General features: G+C 61.7%; 17 protein-coding genes. 10 read left to right on the plus strand and 7 right to left on the minus strand.

Annotated features, from left to right (window positions below; translation table 11 throughout):
* Positions 1-11: 11 nt before the first annotated feature.
* From RIG82_01550 to RIG82_01570, 5 genes are all read right to left on the minus strand, one after another.
* Positions 12-761, minus strand: a complete 750-nt coding sequence (locus RIG82_01550; protein ID MEQ9459623.1) for a DUF268 domain-containing protein — start codon at positions 759-761, stop codon at positions 12-14.
* The gene (locus RIG82_01555) at positions 758-1,495 is read right to left on the minus strand and encodes an FkbM family methyltransferase (GenBank protein MEQ9459624.1); all 738 of its coding nucleotides are present in this window, start codon (positions 1,493-1,495) and stop codon (positions 758-760) included. Before RIG82_01555 ends, RIG82_01550 begins: the two co-directional genes overlap by 4 nt.
* Complete coding sequence (locus RIG82_01560; protein ID MEQ9459625.1) at positions 1,495-2,754, minus strand: ABC transporter ATP-binding protein; 1,260 nt, start codon at positions 2,752-2,754, stop codon at positions 1,495-1,497. Before RIG82_01560 ends, RIG82_01555 begins: the two co-directional genes overlap by 1 nt.
* 17 nt (positions 2,755-2,771) lie before the next feature.
* Positions 2,772-3,626, minus strand: a complete 855-nt coding sequence (locus tag RIG82_01565; protein MEQ9459626.1) for an ABC transporter permease — start codon at positions 3,624-3,626, stop codon at positions 2,772-2,774.
* Positions 3,627-3,802: 176 nt separating this feature from the next.
* On the minus strand, positions 3,803-4,627 hold the full coding sequence (locus RIG82_01570) for a prepilin-type N-terminal cleavage/methylation domain-containing protein (GenBank protein MEQ9459627.1): 825 nt from the start codon (positions 4,625-4,627) through the stop codon (positions 3,803-3,805).
* Between the two features lie 209 nt (positions 4,628-4,836).
* Here RIG82_01570 and RIG82_01575 point away from each other — a divergent pair, with 209 nt between their 5' ends.
* Entirely contained in the window at positions 4,837-6,498 is a 1,662-nt protein-coding gene (locus RIG82_01575; protein MEQ9459628.1) for a PEP-CTERM sorting domain-containing protein, read from the plus strand.
* On the opposite strand, the gene RIG82_01580 is transcribed toward RIG82_01575, so the two are convergent.
* Entirely contained in the window at positions 6,495-7,157 is a 663-nt protein-coding gene (locus RIG82_01580; GenBank protein ID MEQ9459629.1) for a hypothetical protein, read from the minus strand. The genes RIG82_01575 and RIG82_01580 overlap by 4 nt on opposite strands.
* A 74-nt stretch (positions 7,158-7,231) precedes the next feature.
* On the opposite strand from RIG82_01580, the gene RIG82_01585 reads away from it, so the two are divergent.
* The 3 genes from RIG82_01585 to RIG82_01595 all read left to right on the plus strand — a co-directional run bounded on the left by RIG82_01585 (position 7,232) and on the right by RIG82_01595 (position 8,515).
* A complete protein-coding gene (locus RIG82_01585; GenBank protein MEQ9459630.1) occupies positions 7,232-7,603 on the plus strand; it encodes a metalloregulator ArsR/SmtB family transcription factor in 372 nt (123 codons plus the stop codon).
* A complete protein-coding gene (locus RIG82_01590; GenBank protein ID MEQ9459631.1) occupies positions 7,600-7,986 on the plus strand; it encodes a nuclear transport factor 2 family protein in 387 nt (128 codons plus the stop codon). Before RIG82_01585 ends, RIG82_01590 begins: the two co-directional genes overlap by 4 nt.
* 70 nt (positions 7,987-8,056) lie before the next feature.
* Entirely contained in the window at positions 8,057-8,515 is a 459-nt protein-coding gene (locus RIG82_01595) for a hypothetical protein (GenBank protein MEQ9459632.1), read from the plus strand.
* On the opposite strand, the gene RIG82_01600 is transcribed toward RIG82_01595, so the two are convergent.
* Complete coding sequence (locus RIG82_01600) at positions 8,490-9,272, minus strand: lysyl oxidase family protein (GenBank protein ID MEQ9459633.1); 783 nt, start codon at positions 9,270-9,272, stop codon at positions 8,490-8,492. The two genes, RIG82_01595 and RIG82_01600, sit on opposite strands and share 26 nt — an antisense overlap.
* A 175-nt stretch (positions 9,273-9,447) precedes the next feature.
* On the opposite strand from RIG82_01600, the gene gdhA reads away from it, so the two are divergent.
* The 6 genes from gdhA to RIG82_01630 are packed head-to-tail and all read left to right on the plus strand — an operon-like array spanning position 9,448 to position 16,713.
* Positions 9,448-10,797, plus strand: coding sequence for an NADP-specific glutamate dehydrogenase (gdhA, locus tag RIG82_01605; protein ID MEQ9459634.1), 1,350 nt, complete (start codon positions 9,448-9,450; stop codon positions 10,795-10,797).
* 33 nt (positions 10,798-10,830) lie between these two features.
* Positions 10,831-12,471 carry an acetolactate synthase large subunit gene (locus tag RIG82_01610; protein ID MEQ9459635.1) on the plus strand — a complete coding sequence of 547 codons (1,641 nt, stop codon included), beginning with the start codon at positions 10,831-10,833 and terminating at the stop codon, positions 12,469-12,471.
* 30 nt (positions 12,472-12,501) lie between these two features.
* Positions 12,502-13,935: an aldehyde dehydrogenase family protein gene (locus RIG82_01615; GenBank protein MEQ9459636.1), complete on the plus strand. Its 1,434-nt coding sequence runs from the start codon at positions 12,502-12,504 to the stop codon at positions 13,933-13,935.
* Positions 13,936-13,961: 26 nt separating this feature from the next.
* A complete protein-coding gene (locus RIG82_01620) occupies positions 13,962-14,417 on the plus strand; it encodes a RimK/LysX family protein (protein MEQ9459637.1) in 456 nt (151 codons plus the stop codon).
* Positions 14,414-15,619: a RimK family alpha-L-glutamate ligase gene (locus RIG82_01625; GenBank protein MEQ9459638.1), complete on the plus strand. Its 1,206-nt coding sequence runs from the start codon at positions 14,414-14,416 to the stop codon at positions 15,617-15,619. The genes RIG82_01620 and RIG82_01625 overlap by 4 nt, the downstream gene beginning before the upstream one ends.
* Entirely contained in the window at positions 15,619-16,713 is a 1,095-nt protein-coding gene (locus RIG82_01630; protein MEQ9459639.1) for a M14 family metallopeptidase, read from the plus strand. The genes RIG82_01625 and RIG82_01630 overlap by 1 nt, the downstream gene beginning before the upstream one ends.
* Positions 16,714-16,760: the final 47 nt, after the last annotated feature.

Below are 16,760 nucleotides of genomic sequence, written 5' to 3' on the forward strand. Positions count from 1 at the left end.
GGTGTGCCTCCTTAGGCGCTGCGTCTGAAATGGAAACATCCGACGCAGTTGTGGGTGGGTGGTTCGTCGACGAGTTGGTTGCCGACAATAAACTTGGTTTCGATGACCTCGAAGGGTGCAAAGAGTTCGGTGAAGGTGTCGATGGTGAAGGCGCGGTGGGCGTTGAAGTAGGTGCGGTTGCGTTTTTCGATCGGTACGGAGACATAGATGTTTCCGCCTGGCGCGGTGATGCGCTGAATCTCGGCGATGGCTTTTTCTGAGCCTTGTGGATCGAGGGGGTCGCCGTAGCGACCAAGACCGATGTGCTCGATGACACAAATCGACGAGATGGATTCGACGGTGCCGTCTTCGAAGGGCATCTCGAGGATGCTGCCTTCGACGAAGTCGAGATTAGGCAGTGAGACGGGGAGGGGTCGGATATCGACCATGGTGACGGGTAGGACGCGGCTCATGAAGCCATTGAAGTGGTGGCTGGATCCGACATCGACGTGCCTGGCGGGCTGGGCCTGGAAGATGCGGTGGAAGGCCCAGGTGTCCTGGTAGAAGTAGACGGGCTCGACGGGGGTTTGGTCGGTGGCGTCGGTGACGCAGGGGTAGAGGGTGTAGGCGTTGGGTTGGCGGTCGGCGGGAGCCATCTGCCGGTAGGTCTGGTACTGGCCCCAGAAGGTTCGCCATTGGCGCAGGGTGTCCGGGATGGTCGCGATATCGCGGCCAATCCGGCTTGCCTGGCGGTTCACCATCCATCGGGTTTCGCGGATCATGCTTCGGGTCTCGCGAGGAGCATGGAGAACCTGGCGGTTTGTGGGCTTTCGCCGCCTGGGAAGAGGGGGTCGCCTGGGACGACGTTTTCGAGTCGATACCCGCAGGCGGCGAGGTACTCGGCGATGGCTTCAGGGGAGTTGCCCATGTCGAAGGTGGTCTGGCCGAACTCGAAGACGATGGCGCCGATCGCGCGGTGACGTAGGAGTCTTCGTGCACCCTGAAGGGCTTGAAGCTCGGCGCCTTCGATGTCGATCTTGAGCAGGTCGATGCGCTTGATGTCGCGGCCAGCGCAGAAGGTGTCAAGGGTGGTGACGGGGACGGATTCGGTGCGCTGGGGCTTGATGTCGATGCCGTATTTTTCCAGTGGCCGGACTGCGAGGGTGTTCCACTTGTCGTGGTCATCGTCGTAGACGTGGAGGTCGGCGGTGCCCTCGGCGGCGCTGACGGCGAGTTGGTGGGTTTCGACGGGTGGCCGGCTGAAGCGTTCGGCGAGGCACTGGTAGGTAGCGGGTGTGGGCTCGAAAGCGTGGACATACCCGCCGGTGCCTACGAGTTGCGCGAAGACAGAGGTCAGGTCGCCACAGTTGGCACCGACATCGAAGGCGGTCATGCAGGGCTTGAGGTAGGCGTGGTAGAAGGCTTGTTCGGCGACTTCGACCTGATCGGGTGTGGCGCAGACGACGGGCTCGGGGCGTTGAGTGGGAATCAGCTTGCCTAAGAGCGACTGAATCATCAGGCGGCCCTCCTGTTGTCGTTGGTGTGTGGCTCGACAGACCAGTCGGCGTCGATGAGGACGCTGCCATGGCTGGGTGGCGGAAGTTCGGTGCCCTGGTAGAAGGCGCCGGCGATGACGGTCAGGGTCGAGGCGTTGGCGAGGAAGTCGATGTAGGCGGAGTCGCTGCGATCAGAGCTGAGGCTGAAGGACAGCGGATAGCTGCCGGGCACGAGAGGGATGCGTGGGATCCGACAGATGAGTCGTCCGCGTTCGGGGAGGTCGTCGAAGACGGTGTCGGTCAGTCTGCTGTGGTGAAGGAAGACGGGCACGTCCGAGCCGGTGCGGACGCCGAGACCGACGACAACAGGACCGGGCAGAGTGCGACCGTCTCGTTGATAGTCAAGAACGATATTGACATCCTGGCCGGAGCGGACGCTGTCGATCTCGTGGCCTTCGGTGTCGCGCAGGCTGATCCGGTGGATCCTCACCTCCCCGGAGCCCTCGCGGTCGTCTCGATCGAGAAGCCCATCGTCATCGCCGCGCATGGAGCGGAGGTATTCGCCGACGGCTTCGGTGGGCGCCCCGTCGAAGACGGTCTGACCGTCGCGGAGGACAATCGCCCGGTCGCAGAGGTTCTCGACGGCGGCCATGTTGTGGCTGATGAAGAGAATGGTACGGCCGGACTTGGCGACATCGGACATCTTGCCGAGGCATCGTTTCTGGAACTGGGCGTCGCCGACGGCGAGGACCTCGTCGATGAGTAGGATCTCGGGTTCGAGGTGGGCGGCGACGGCGAAGGCGAGTCGGACGGTCATGCCGGAGGAGTAGCGTTTGACGGGGGTTTCGAGGAAGGCCTCGACGCCCGAGAAGTCAACGATCTCGTCAAATCGTCGGGCGATCTCGTGTCGGCTCATGCCGAGGATTGCGCCGTTGAGGTAGATGTTCTCGCGGCCGGTGAGTTCGGGGTGGAAGCCGGTGCCGACTTCGAGCAGGGAGCCGACGCGGCCGGCGAGTCGAGCGGACCCTGAGGTGGGCTCGGTGATCTGGGCGAGGACTTTGAGGAGAGTGGACTTGCCGGCGCCGTTGCGGCCGATGATGCCGAGGCATTGCCCGGGTTCGGCGGAGAAGCTGATGTCGCGGAGGGCCCAGAACTCGGAGCGGTCGCGCTTCTGCTTTCGGCCTGAGATGGCTTCGCGCAGTGACCCACCAAACGCCTGCATCGCGCCGAGCTTGTAGCGTTTGGAGAGTTGTTCAGCGTGGATCGCCGGTCGTGTCACGGGGTCGTTACTCCGGGTCAGATGACGTCGGCGAACCGACGCTCAGTCCGCAGGAAGAGGTACCCGCCGATGGCCGTCAGGATGATCCCGATGGCGATGGGCAGGAGGAGGGTGGTTGGGCTGAGGTCGTTGCCGAGGATGGCGGCGCGGAAGGCCTCGATGACGCCTGTCATCGGGTTGAGGTGCAGCCAGCCGCGGTAGGCCTCGGGGATGATGGAGGGCGGGTAGATGACCGGCGAGATAAAGAACCAGGTCTGGAGGATAAAGGGCAGGAGGTGGCGGACATCGCGGTACCAGACGGTGATGGCGGAGAGGCCGAGCCCGACGCCTATGGCCGAGAGACAGGCCCCGAGGAGGGCGAGGGGGAGGGCCAGCAGGGACCAGGAGAAAGCGACGCCCAGGGCGACCATGAGGCCAAAGAGGACCAGCAGGGCCAGGGCGAAGTCGACCAGCGGGACGGCGGCGGCGGAGACCGGCAGCACGACCCGGGGGAAGTAGACCTTGGTGAGGATGTGGCGGTTGGCGATGAGGCTCTGGGTGGCGGCGGTGACCGTCGAGGTGAACAGCGTCCAGGGCAGGAGCCCGGCGAAGAGGAAGACAGGATAAGCCGCCCCGCCAACCTTGTCTTCGAGACCCATGGCCTTTCCGAAGAAGAGGTGAAGGACGATCATGCTGACCAGGGGCTGGATAACGGCCCAAGCGACGCCCAGGACGGTCTGGCGGTATCGGACGGAGAAATCGCGTTTGGCGAGCACCCAGGCCAGTTCCCGGTAACGCCAGAGGGTCGCCGGCCCGAGTCCTCGAAGGGCCTGGCCGGGGGCAATGAGGGTTTCCTGGACCTCAGTCGGGGTGACCGAGGCAGGGGATGTCACGGGGACGGTGGACAAGACGGACCTTCCGCTTCGGAGGCCGGCAGCAAGGTGCAGCGCGGCTCATGCCCCTGCGGTATCGATCGGGGGGGATCGCCGGGGTGAGCGGATGGGGCGGGATGGGGTGTGTCCGATAGGGAGAGGGGGGGATCTGACTGTGGTTCATCCAAGTGGCGAGATCAGTCCACTTTGAGACCGGTCGAGCCGTCGAAGAAGACGCCGTTGATGCTCTCGCCACCGTTGTGGGGTCGGATGTTGTCTCCCCCTCGGCCTGGGCTGCTGTTTTGGGCGGCGGCCGAGATACTGACGGAGGCAGGCGTGGCGGCGGCCTGGTTGAAGTTGTCCTGCATCCACTGAAGGGCTTGACCCGCCTCCTGCTGATTCTCGTAGGCGATGTCTTCGTAGGGGGTGTAGCCAACATCGCGACGGAGGACGTCCTCGTCGAAAGTCGCGATGGATGGACCTCGTGAGTTCAAGAAAACGTAGGTGTTGCCGTTGGCGATCATCTCGTCGAGTTGGGAAGGACATTCCCAGAGTTTGCCTTCGCTGGGGGCGTAGTTGCCATAGCCCAGGGCCTCGCCGAGACCGATCGTTTCAGGGCCTAAACCACGGTTGAACTCTTCGGGAATGTCGTTGACGTTGAAACCGGGTGCAGCGCGGTAGGGGGCGAAGCCCGCCCAGCCTCGCGCATTAGGGTATTTAGCAACATCAGCAGGTCCCCAGATGCCGCCACAAGGGAAGAATCCCTTGTAATCAGCTGCATAGGAGGCTGAGGCTAGGTGAAGCTGTCTCAGATTCGAGGCACAGGAGATCTGCTGAGCGACGGCCCGGGCCCGTCCGAGGGCTGGTAAGAGGATGCCAATCAGCAAGGCGATGATCGAGATCACGACAAGGAGTTCGATCAGGGTGAACCCTGAACGTCGGTCTTGTGGGAGATTCGACGGATGAGGAGTCGGAAATGTTTGCCGGTCTATGAACATGGGTCTAACCTCATAGGAGAGCATACGGCGAAAACGCCCGCTGTCACCTGCCAGCCCCCCCTTTTGTCCTCAACTCTCGGGAGACCATGATGTTGATCCGCCAGTTTGGCACCCAGACCGCCTCGCTTGCCGTGCTTCTTGCCGCCTCATTGGCGAGTCAGGCAGCAGCGAATACCCCGACTGTGCTCATTAAGACTGGGGATCTCCATGTTCAGGGGGAGCCGATTCAACGGATGACCACATTGGAGGGAACGCCTGACGGTGGCTACGTCACGCGAATTAAGAGCGATATATTTGATTTCACCCAGTTTTTTTCGAACGTCGAGGTTGAGTCCTTTTACGGGGCTACGCCGGGTAACGCTGGCGCGATCTTCCGGACAGAAAACAATATCGATGCCGTCATCGACATTGGAGGGCGGGGTAGTTTTGTTCATCTGGACTACGGCACGCCGAGGATGAATGACGCTGGTCAGCTCGCCTACAGCACGCGCATCGCAGCGGCTCCTCAAGCGAGTGCCCTCTTCACCGACTTCTCCATGTGGGTCGACGACCGGATGCTGGTGCGTGAGGGGGACGCAACAGACCCTTCGCTGGGGCTGTCGGGTTCGATCTGGACACGCACAACACCGATCGGGATCGCGTCAGACGGGCGGGTCACGTTTTATGGCGACTACACCAACGACGGGGAAGCGATCGTCAACCAGGGCATCTTCTCGGTTGCGGCCGATGGCACCGGGTGGCAGACGCTGTTGAAGTCTGGTGATGTGCTGGGGGTGTCCGGGAGTGTGGTGCCGGTGTCGGAGACGGCGAGCCAGGACTTCATCTCGGACCTGAGTAACGCCGCGGTCTCGACGGATGGCACACGGTATCTGAGTTCGGTGGATGTGGAGACGGGGACGACGACGCCCACATCGATCACGGAGCTGGTCGTGGATGGCAACGCGCAGGTGTGGGACGGGACGGCGACGCTGGTGAAGAGTTTTGTGACGATCCCGGCGTCGGTGGGCGGGCTGCCGGGCGAGTCGTTGGGGACGGCAAGCCAGATTATCGACGGCTTTGACCAGGTGGATGTGAACGACAGCGGGTCGTACATCTTCGGCGGGTTCACGAATCTCGACGATGACCTGATCGTGCTTGACGGGCAGATCATTCATCGCGAGGGGGACGAGTTGCCGCGGTTTGGTGGCGAGGGCGGCACGGTCACGCTCGGGAGTGATGCCAAGACGGTGGCGATCAACAATGACGGCGACTACGCCTTCTCGATAGGCGGGACGGGCAACAGCCAACTCGTGCTCAATGGCGAGGTGGTGATGGCCTCCGGCGACCTGCTGGCGACCGAGAACACGCTGGGCATCATCAACAATGTGATCCTGTCGGATCGGGATGAGAACGATCAGGTGATCGTGCGCTTCCTCGGGCGGGAGACGGGGCAGAGCAGTTTCTCGACGCAGCTCTACGAGCTTGTTTTACAGCTTGATGCCTCGGGGCTACTGGGTGACTACGACCTCAGTGGCGTTCTCGACATCGCGGACGTGGACCTTCTAGTCGCGGCGATCATCGGTGGCTCGACCGACCCAGAGTTTGATCTCGATGGATCGAATGTCGCTGATTCGGGGGACCTGGCCGAGTGGGTCGAGGTGCTGTTCGGCTCGGCGTTGGGTGACAGCAATCTGGATGGGTCGGTGGACCTGATCGACCTGTCGGCGCTGGCGTCGAACTTTGGCGGATCGGGGACCTACGGGCAAGGTGACTTCAACGCCGATGGCGTCGTGGACCTTATTGATCTGTCGACGCTGGCCACGAGCTTTGGTTTCTCGGCGGCGGTGCCGGAGCCGGCGAGTGCGGCGCTGCTAGGGCTGGGATTGCTCGGTGCGGGTCGGCGGCGTTCGGCTTAGTAGTTGGGATAGAGCCCATCGGTCTCGGCGAGCCAGTCGGCGATGCGATCAACGGCGGCGGGGACGTTGTCATCCGAGATATCGACTTCCAGAAGCGGGAGTCGACTCTGCCGGGCGACTTTGAGCATGGCTTGCTGCTCGTGGATGAAAACGGAGAGGTCGTCGTACTGCCCGGGGTTGCCGGAGACCTTGAGGCGCTCGGTGCGGGCGGACTCGAAGCTGGCGGGGTTGCGCTTGCAGACGATCAGCCGGAATCCGATGGCCACCAGACGCTGTTCGAGCCAGTCGAAGTCGATGGTGCTGGCGTGCTCGCGCTGCTGATAGACGCGGGTGGCGATGTGGAAGCGATCGACGAACCAGGCGTAGTAGCGGAGCTGCTCGAAGAGGGTGATCCACGTCTGGTAGGTCGCCATGGCGAGGTCGTGCTCGTCGGGGTTGAAGTTGATGAGCCCGCGGCCCCAAGGCGTGTTGGTGAACCCGCACCACTCGCCTGAGACGACCGGCGTGTGGTAGCGGTACTTGCGGTCGCCGACGAGCCGGGGGGCTTCGCTGAGGGCAAACGCGAGGTCAGTCTTGTGCGTCAGGCGGGTGCCTTCGAGGATCACTTTGGGGCAGAGCTTGGTCGAGCGGGGTTTGCTGGCAGGTTGGCTGGCGGTCATCAGATCAAGCTATCCCTTTTGACTGGTTCCTGCGAGGCTGACATATTCTATTTTTAGAATATATTAGATCACTGATGTTGCCTGACCCGGTTGATCCATTTTCTGCGGTAGCCGACCCGCGTCGGCGGGCGATCCTGGAGATGCTCACCGAGCGTGAGCGGCCAGTGAACGAGATCGTGGAGCATCTGGGCGTTGATCAGCCGTCGGTGTCGAAGGCGCTCAGGGTGCTGCGTGACCACGGGCTGGTGGAGTCGCTCAAGCGGGGACGGTTTCGGGTGTACCGGATCAACGCGCAGAGGATCAAGGCGGTGCATGACTGGACACTGATCTTCGAGCCTTTCTGGGCTCATCAACTCAGCCGTATCAAGGCCAAAGCCGAGCGCAGGGTGCGCTCAAAAAAGTCAGCTACTGACAGACCGATCACGATTAAGGAGAACGAACCATGACGACCGCAACCGACACCGCCAGCATCGCCCGGCAGCTCACCGACCTGTGCGCGAAGGGGGAGTTTATGACGGCGATCGAGACCCTTTTTAGTGATGATGCCGAGAGCGTCGAGGCGATGGCGATGCCGGGCATGGAGCAGACGATCAAGGGGCTGGAGAAGATCAAGGGCAAGAATCAGTGGTGGATGGAGAATCACGAGGTTCACGGCTTCGAGATCAAGGGGCCGTTCCCGCACGGCGATCGGTTCGCGGTGCTGATGAAGATCGATGTGACCGCCAAGGCCGGCCCGCAGGCGGGGCAACGGAGTGAGATGGAAGAGGTCTGCCTGTACACCGTCAAGAACGGGAAGATCGCGAAGGAAGAGTTCTTCTACGATCAGTGATGAGCCGCCGGGCGCATCTGAAAGGGTGTGCACGGTTTTTTTGTTCGATTAACTCATCCTGGAGTCGGCTATGAATCAGCAGACCTCCCCGCTTGATCCTGTTCTTGAGGTGCATCAGTCGATCGAGATCGACGCGACGGCAGAGGCTGCGTTTGATGCGGTTCTCGAGGAGTTTGGTCCGCTGAGCACTGGCGACGACGGGCGCAGTATGAACCTGAAGATCGAGCCGTGGCCGGGAGGACGGTGGTATCGGGACCTCGGTCACCACAACGGGCATCTGTGGGGTTTTGTTCAGGTGATCAAGCGGCCGATGCTGCTTGAGCTGTACGGGCCGATGTTCATGTCGGATGCGGCGCTCAATCACGTTCAGATCAGGATCACACCACGGGAGCCTGCAGGGGTAACGCTGACGCTGCTGCATCGAGGGGTGGGGATGATTGCGCAGCCGTTTATTGAAGGGACGCAGCGCGGCTGGCGTGAGTCGATCGAGCGGATCAAGCAGATCAGCGAGAGTAGTAACGTCGCCTGATCAGGGCGAGGCCGCCTAGCAGTAATCCGGCGGAGGCTGGTTCAGGCACGCTGTCCATGTCGAGGTAGACCAGGACGCGGTGGGTGTTGTTGTTCTCGTTGGTCTCAGCGACGTAGTTGGACGGATCGACGACGACTTCGAGCCAGTAGGTGCCGGTGTCGAGGCCGGTGACGTCGATCCATTGGGTTGGGATCGAGCGGTGGTAGAGATCGAGCCAGCCGACGGACACGCCGAGGATAACCGCGTCTGTGCTGTTGTAGACACGGCTCTTGGGTGCGCCGGGCAGCGTGAGATCCCAAGTGGTCGAGTCGACTAGGGCATGGCTGGTCTTGAGGTTGCTGGCGACGATGCCGCCGAGGCCATCATTGGGTCCGCCCGGGATGGCCTCGCGGAGGTTGTATTGCGCAAGCCCGACGAGGTTGAGATGGCCGAAAGGCGGGTCGGCGTTCTCAAAGACACCCAGGAGTTGAGACTCGATCGATCCATCGGTCTGATGAATGCGCTGGTAGACGGTCTGGGTCATGTTGACATCGGTGATCTCAACGACCTCGAAGGGCCCGTCGCCGATGTTGGGTATGGCTGCGGAGAAGCGGTAGATCACGCGCCCAGGAATCACGTCGAGGTCGAAGACGCCGTCGTACATGAACCCGCGTGACACGGAAGAAACTGCGGTAAGGTCAGGCAGCAATGGTCCGGCGTGAGCCGAAGCGGCCATCATCCCTATCGCTCCGATCATCATGATGCCAGTCCGCCGCATGTGCATATCTCCTCGTCTTCCTGGTTCACCATAGTATGCCCCCTGTCTCACGAGAGGTCGGTGATTCCTCAAGGTTCTGATATCAGGGCTGGTTCTCTGGGCAGGCTGGAGGGAATAGACTGCCCATCAGACCTGTTTCACGTCAGCCCGACTCGAACACCAAGGAACCGAGCCCATGATCAACTGCCCGGATACGGAGACCTTTATGGAAGGTCTGGTCAAGCGTAACCCTCACGAGGAGGAGTTTCATCAGGCGGTTCGGGAGGTCGCTGAGTCGGTGGTGCCGTTTGTTCTTGATCACGATGAGTACCGCAAGGCGCAGATTCTCGAGCGGATGACCGAGCCGGATCGGATCATCATCTTCCGGGTGACCTGGGTGGACGATGAGGGAAACTTCCGGGCCAATCGGGCCTGGCGGGTTCAGTTCAACAACTCGATCGGTCCGTACAAGGGCGGGCTTCGCTTCCATCCGACGGTGACGCTGAGTGTGCTCAAGTTCCTCGGCTTCGAGCAGGTCTTCAAGAACAGCCTCACCGGCCTGCCGATGGGCGGGGCCAAAGGCGGGTCGAACTTCAATCCCAAGGGCAAGTCGGACCAGGAGGTCATGCGGTTCTGCCACTCGCTGATGATCGAGCTGCACCGGCACATTGGTGAAGACACCGATGTGCCCGCGGGTGACATCGGCGTTGGCGGGCGAGAAGTGTCCTATCTGTTCGGCCAGTACAAACGGCTGGCCAATCGATTCGTCGGAACACTCACGGGCAAGGGTCTTTCGTTTGGCGGGAGTCTGGTACGCACCGAAGCGACAGGTTTTGGCTGTGTCTACTTCTGCGACAACATGCTCCAGCACGCAGGCGAGTCGTTGGATGGCAAGACGGTCGCCATCTCAGGCTCAGGCAACGTCGCGATCTACGCGGCACAGAAAGCTGCCGAACTAGGCGCGAAGGTCGTAACCCTGTCTGACTCCGGCGGATTCATCCACGATCCCGATGGCATCGATGCTGACAAACTCGATTTCATCAAGGATCTCAAGGAGGTCCGGCGCGGGCGTATCAGCGAGTACGCCGAGAAATACAAGAAGGCTGAGTTCACCGCCGACCAGCGGCCATGGTCGGTGCCGGTGGATATCGCCATGCCGTGCGCCACTCAGAACGAGCTGAATCTTGAAGAGGCCAATCGGCTCATCAGCAACGGCGTGGTCGCCGTGAGCGAGGGTGCGAACATGCCGACCGAGTACGACGCGGCCCACGCGTTTCTTAAGAAGAAGGTGCTCTTTGCCCCTGCCAAGGCGGCGAACGCGGGCGGAGTGGCGGTCTCGGGTCTCGAACAGAGTCAGAATGCGCTGCGACTGCAGTGGTCTCACGAAGAGGTCGATTCGCGACTAAAGACGATCATGAAGGACATCCATGGTAAGTGCGTGAACTACGGCGAGGAGAAGTCCATGCCGGTGAACTACGTCAAGGGAGCGAACATCGCGGGTTTCGTTAAGGTCGCCGATGCGATGCTGGCCTACGGTGCTGTCTGATGATTCATCCGGTAACCCCTGGAAGGGACTCTTATGAAGGCCTCTGACCTCTTTATCGCAGCGCTCGAAAGCGAGGGGGTTGAGTACGTCTTCGGTATCCCGGGCGAAGAGAACCTCGATTTTCTCGACTCGCTCTCGCGTTCGTCGATCAGACTCATCCTGACTCGCCACGAGCAAGCCGCGGGCTTCATGGCCGCGACCTACGGTCGACTCACGGGTAAGGCCGGCGTCTGCCTCTCGACGCTCGGACCGGGCGCAACGAATCTCGTGACGCCAGCTGCGTATGCCCAGCTTGGCGGGTTACCGATGGTGATGATTACCGGCCAGAAGCCGGTCAAGACCTCCAAGCAGGGTCAGTTTCAGATCATCGATGTGGTGGACATGATGACGCCGCTGACCAAGTACACGCGCCAGCTCGTCGCGGGGGCGAACATCCCGTCGCGTGTGCGCGAGGCGTTCCGGCTGGCGCAGGAAGAGAAGCCAGGAGCGACTCACCTCGAGCTTCCCGAGGATATCGCCGCCGAACAAACCGACGAACCGGTGATTCCAGCGAGTCTGGTGCGCCGACCGCTGGCTGAACATAAATCGATTGCTGCAGCGCACGACCTGATCGCCAAGGCGAAGACCCCTCTACTGCTGATTGGCGCTGGCGCCAATCGCAAACTCACCTGCAAGATGCTCCGTCGATTCGTGGCGAAACTCGGTATCCCGTATGTCACGACACAGATGGGTAAGGGCGTGGTCGATGAGCGCGACCCGCTCTTTCTTGGGAATGCGGCGCTGTCCACGGGTGACTTCGTGCACCGCGCGATCGAAGCCGCGGACCTGATCATCAACATCGGCCACGATGTCGTGGAGAAGCCTCCGTTCTTCATGCACCCGGGCGGGGTCAAGGTCGTTCACATCAGCTTTAACTCAGCGGAGGTCGATCCGGTTTACTTCCCGCAGGTCGAGGTCATCGGCGATATCGCCAACTCGATCTGGCAACTCGCCGAGCAGCTATCGCCACAGAAACACTGGGATTTTGGACGGCTGCTCACGGTCCGAGAGGCCGGTCAGGAACATCTCGCAGAGGGTGCGGAGGACGATCGCTTTCCTGTATACCCCCAGCGCCTCGTCGCCGACACCCGCGCCGTGATGTCGTCCGATGGCATCATCGCGCTCGACAACGGCGTCTACAAGATCTGGTTTGCTCGCAACTACCCGGCTCATGAGCCCAACACCGTCCTACTGGATAACGCGCTAGCGACGATGGGGGCGGGTCTGCCCTCAGCGATGGCGGCGCGCATCGTCTTCCCTGAGCGAAAGATCATGGCGATCTGCGGCGATGGCGGGTTCATGATGAACTCCGCAGAGCTCGAAACCGCCGTCCGATTGAAAATGCAGCTCGTGGTGCTGATCCTGCGCGATAACGCCTACGGCATGATCAAGTGGAAACAGGCCCACATGGGTCTGGCCAACTTCGGTCTCGATTATGGTAACCCTGATTTCGTCAAGTACGCCGAGAGCTACGGCGCGAAGGGCTACCGTGTCGAGTCCACAGATCAGCTAAGGCCCCTCCTGGAACGCTGCCACCAGGAGCCAGGCGTGCATGTCATCGACATACCGGTCGATTACAGCGACAATGACCGCATCCTGAACCACGAGATCCAGGAACGCAGCGCAGCCATCTGACCGAATGACCCGTTACTTACGGAACCGCCGATGCTCGAGAAGTCCTACCCGTTCTATCTCGCCAACAAGGCCGAGTCACCCAATGCCGACCTGATCGTGACCGACAAGTACACCGGCGAACCGGCCACGCGGGTCGCGATGGCTTCGCCGGAGGATATTGACCGCGCGATCACCGCCGCGGAGAAGGCCACGCGGCCGATGCAGGAGTTCCTGCCTTATCAGCGTCAGGCCGTGCTCGATCACGCGGTCAAGCGTTTTGCCGAGCGATCTGACGAACTCGCCGAAGCGCTCTGCATCGAAGCTGGCAAGCCGATCAAGGACTCGCGGGGCGAAGTCTCCCGCTTGATCGACACCTTCCGTATCGCCGCCGAGGAGTCGGTGCGCATCAACGGCGAGGTCCAGGAACTACAGATCTCGGCGCGAGCCAAGGGTTACACCGGGATGTGGAAGCGCGTGCCGATCGGCCCCTGCTCATTCATCTCGCCATTCAACTTCCCGCTGAACCTCGCCGCTCACAAAGTCGCACCGGCCATCGCCGCGGGCTGCCCGTTTGTACTCAAGCCAGCCAGCCTGACGCCAATCGGTGCCCTGATCATCGGCGAGGTACTCGCTGAGACCGATCTGCCGGAAGGCGCTTTCTCGATTCTTCCCTGTCGACGTGACGGGGCGGACCTGTTCACGACGGATGAACGCTTTAAGCTCCTGAGTTTCACCGGCTCGCCCGATGTCGGCTGGGCCCTGAAAGCCAAAGCCGGGAAGAAACCAGTCATCCTCGAGCTTGGCGGGAACGCCGCCTGTGTGGTCGATCACGATGCCGACTTGAAAGACGCCGTCGAACGGATCGTCTTTGGTGCGTTCTACCAGTCCGGTCAGAGCTGCATCGGCGTCCAACGCATCCTGATCCATGCGAATATCTACGACGCCTTCAAGGCACTGCTCATCGAGAAAACCAAGGCTCTGGTCGCAGGCAACCCACGAGACGAAAAGACCTTTATCGGCCCGATGATCTCCGAGAAGGAGGCCACACGACTCGATACCTGGGTCCAGAGCGCAGTCAAAGCCGGGGCCACGCTTCTCTGTGGCGGGCAGCGCGAGGGAGCGATGCTCCAGGCCACGCTGCTTGAAAATGTCCCGAAGGATGAAGCGGTCTGCACCGAGGAAGCCTTCGGGCCTGTCGCGGTGCTGAGTCGGTTTACCGATTTCGATCAAGCCCTCGATACGGTCAACGACTCGGCCTTTGGGCTCCAGGCCGGCATCTTCACTACAGACATCCACAAGGCACTCAAAGCCTGGAACACGCTCGATGTCGGCGGCGTCGTCATCGGCGACGTCCCGTCCTGGCGCGTCGATCACATGCCTTACGGCGGGGTCAAAGACTCCGGACTGGGACGCGAGGGCATCCGCTTTGCCATCGACGACATGACCGAGATCCGCAACCTCATCATCCGAACCCCGCCAAGGTAATCCGCCACGCTCGCTACAATGGCGGCATGGGCGAACTCGGGATCGAACAACTCACCACCATCGGGTGGCGTGAACGCGTGGCATTGCCCGCGTGGGGGGTTCGCTCGCTCCGGGCAAAGATCGACACCGGGGCACGCACCTCCGCCATCGACGTCCCCGAGATCATCGAGCTGCCCGATGGCCGGGTGCGCTTCGAGATCGTCCTGCGCACCAGCCCGGATCGGATCACCCGCTGGGTCGAAGCCGAAGTCGCTCGCACCTCAGTGGTCAAGCCATCCTCAGGCGAAAAACAGGAACGCCTGGTCTGCCGGACGCCGCTGAGGCTCGCCGGGCGAGAGCACGAGATCGAGATCTCATTGGTCTGCCGCAGGGGCATGCTGTGCCGGATGCTCATCGGTCGAACAGCCATCGCCGGCTACTACGCCGTGGACGCTGCGAGTAAGTATTTGCACCCCCTCCCTAAGCGAAGGAAATCCTCATGAAGCTTGGCATACTCTCAATGGCTCCTCGTGCTTACAGCACCCGGCGACTCAAGCAGGCCGCGCTTGACCGCGGTCACGAGGCCAAGATTCTCAGCACGCTGCGCTTCGCCATCGAACTGCAACACGGCAGGCCCGATCTCTATCTGCGTTCCAAGCCCTTAGGCGACTACGACGCGATCCTGCCTCGGGTCGGAGCTTCGATCACCTACTTCGGGACCGCAGTCGTCCGGCAGTTCGAGCAGATGGATGTCTACACGCCCAACACCGCGACCGGCATCACCAACTCGCGCGACAAGCTCCGCTCTCTCCAGATCCTCTCACGGCACGATGTCGGCATCCCGCACACCACCTTCGTCCGCGATCGTTCGGACGTGCTGCCCGCGATCGAACGTCTCGGCGGGGCCCCGGTCATCATCAAGATCCTCGAAGGCACCCAGGGCATCGGCGTGATCCTCGCCGACACCACCAAGGTCGCTGAGGCCATCATCGAAACGCTCCAGTCGGCGAAGCAGAACGTGCTGATCCAGCGTTTCGTCAAGGAAAGCAAGGGCCGCGATCTCCGCGCCTTCGTTGTCGGCGATCGCGTGGTCGGGGCGATGCGCCGGGTCGCTCAGGGCGATGAGTTCCGCTCGAATGTGCACCGCGGGGGACGCGCCGAGGCCGTAACTCTTGAGCCCGAGTACGAGGAAACCGCCGTCCGCGCGGCCCAGATCATGGGACTGCGCGTGGGTGGCGTCGATATGCTCGAAACCAACGATGGCCCGCAGGTCATGGAGGTCAACTCGTCACCAGGCCTTGAAGGGATCGAGACAGCGACCGGACTTGACATCGCCGGGGCCGTGATCGATTACATGGCCAATCAGGTCAACTTCCCCGAGCTGGACATCCGCCAACGACTGACAGTCTCCAAAGGCTATGGCGTCGCCGAACTCGTGCTCCCCGAAGGATCGACGCTGGTGGGCACGGCGATTCAGGATTCCGGGCTCCGCGACAAGGACATCGTCGTGCTCAACCTCCATCGTGGCACCTCGGTCATCTCAAACCCGAAGGTCTCGAGAGTGCTCGAAGCCGGCGATCGACTGCTCTGCTACGGAAAACTCGAATCGATGCGCGACCTGGTCCCAGAGCGAAAGAAGCGCAAGCACCGCATCAAGGTCCAGCAGCTCTCGGCTGAAACACTGGATCAACTGGAACCTCGCTGATGGGTAAGTCCTCCGCTGAGTCCTGGGGCGACGGGCGTGTGAACCTCGGACAACGGGCCCAGGTCTCCCTCACCGTTTCCGAGAGCTACTCCGGGGCCGACGTCAAGATCCCACTGGTCGTCTGGCGTGGTCGGGAGGAGGGCCCGAAGGTCTTTGTCACCGCAGCGGTTCACGGCGACGAGATCAACGGCACCGGCATCATCCGACACCTCCTCCGAGAAGCGCCCTTCGAGGTTCTGCGAGGGACGCTCATCCTCGCTCCGGTCGTCAACATGTTCGGTTTCGAGCGTCACTCGCGCTATCTGCCCGACCGACGCGACCTCAACCGCTCGTTCCCCGGCAGCAAAGAAGGCAGTCTGGCGAGTCGTCTGGCTCGCATGTTCTTCGATAACGTCGTCAAGAAATGCGACTACGGCATCGACCTCCACACCGCAGCGGTCCGCAGGACCAACTTCCCCAACGTCCGGGCCGATCTCACCAACCCGAAGCTCGCCAGCTTTGCCAGGTCGTTCGGTGCCGAACTCATCGTCAGCGGGCAAGGCCCCGCAGGCTCGCTGCGCGCCTCGGCGTGCAAAGCCGGGGTGCCGACGATCATTCTCGAAGCCGGCGAGGTCTGGAAAGTCGAACCGTCTGTGCTCAGCTACGCCGTCGGAGGCATCAGCTCCTGCCTGGCCTACCTCAAGATGATCGATCAGCCAATGCGCAAACCCCCGTATCGCATCGAGACCGATGCCACCAAGTGGGTCCGTGCCAAACGCGGAGGCTTTCTCGAGTTTCACGTCGCGCCCGGCGTGATCGTCAGCAAGGGCCAGGCGCTGGCAACTAACACCAGCCTCACGGGTGTCGAACACAGCCAGATCACCGCGCCACGCTCCGGCGTCGTGCTCGGGATGACCACCATCCCCTCGGTCGCGCCCGGCGACCCGGTCTGCCACATCGCTTTCCCGCAGAAAGGTTCACTGCAACGCATCGAACGCATCGTCGAAGGCTTTAGCCAGGAGAGCACCCACACCCAACTACGCGATGATCTTGCCTCGGCCTTCACCGTCAAACCATCCGAACAAGACCCCGCAAACCCCTCTAAAACCCCATAAATCCTTGATTGAGACGCTCATAGCCGATAGCCTATGCGGGCCTGCAG

It is taken from the genome of Phycisphaeraceae bacterium (assembly GCA_040222855.1).
In the GTDB taxonomy this organism is placed as follows: Bacteria; Planctomycetota; Phycisphaerae; order Phycisphaerales; family Phycisphaeraceae; genus Mucisphaera.

Excerpts from the sequence above, each read along its gene's own strand:
- RIG82_01550 (MEQ9459623.1), bottom strand. The coding sequence starts at position 761 with ATGATCCGCGAAACCCGATGGATGGTGAACCGCCAGGCAAGCCGGATT.
- RIG82_01555 (MEQ9459624.1), bottom strand. The coding sequence starts at position 1,495 with ATGATTCAGTCGCTCTTAGGCAAGCTGATTCCCACTCAACGCCCCGAG.
- RIG82_01570 (MEQ9459627.1), bottom strand. The coding sequence starts at position 4,627 with ATGCTCTCCTATGAGGTTAGACCCATGTTCATAGACCGGCAAACATTT.
- RIG82_01575 (MEQ9459628.1), top strand. The coding sequence starts at position 4,837 with ATGACCACATTGGAGGGAACGCCTGACGGTGGCTACGTCACGCGAATT.
- RIG82_01580 (MEQ9459629.1), bottom strand. The coding sequence starts at position 7,157 with ATGACCGCCAGCCAACCTGCCAGCAAACCCCGCTCGACCAAGCTCTGC.
- RIG82_01585 (MEQ9459630.1), top strand. The coding sequence starts at position 7,232 with ATGTTGCCTGACCCGGTTGATCCATTTTCTGCGGTAGCCGACCCGCGT.
- RIG82_01590 (MEQ9459631.1), top strand. The coding sequence starts at position 7,600 with ATGACGACCGCAACCGACACCGCCAGCATCGCCCGGCAGCTCACCGAC.
- RIG82_01595 (MEQ9459632.1), top strand. The coding sequence starts at position 8,057 with ATGAATCAGCAGACCTCCCCGCTTGATCCTGTTCTTGAGGTGCATCAG.
- RIG82_01600 (MEQ9459633.1), bottom strand. The coding sequence starts at position 9,272 with ATGCGGCGGACTGGCATCATGATGATCGGAGCGATAGGGATGATGGCC.
- gdhA (MEQ9459634.1), top strand. The coding sequence starts at position 9,448 with ATGATCAACTGCCCGGATACGGAGACCTTTATGGAAGGTCTGGTCAAG.
- RIG82_01610 (MEQ9459635.1), top strand. The coding sequence starts at position 10,831 with ATGAAGGCCTCTGACCTCTTTATCGCAGCGCTCGAAAGCGAGGGGGTT.
- RIG82_01615 (MEQ9459636.1), top strand. The coding sequence starts at position 12,502 with ATGCTCGAGAAGTCCTACCCGTTCTATCTCGCCAACAAGGCCGAGTCA.
- RIG82_01620 (MEQ9459637.1), top strand. The coding sequence starts at position 13,962 with ATGGGCGAACTCGGGATCGAACAACTCACCACCATCGGGTGGCGTGAA.
- RIG82_01625 (MEQ9459638.1), top strand. The coding sequence starts at position 14,414 with ATGAAGCTTGGCATACTCTCAATGGCTCCTCGTGCTTACAGCACCCGG.
- RIG82_01630 (MEQ9459639.1), top strand. The coding sequence starts at position 15,619 with ATGGGTAAGTCCTCCGCTGAGTCCTGGGGCGACGGGCGTGTGAACCTC.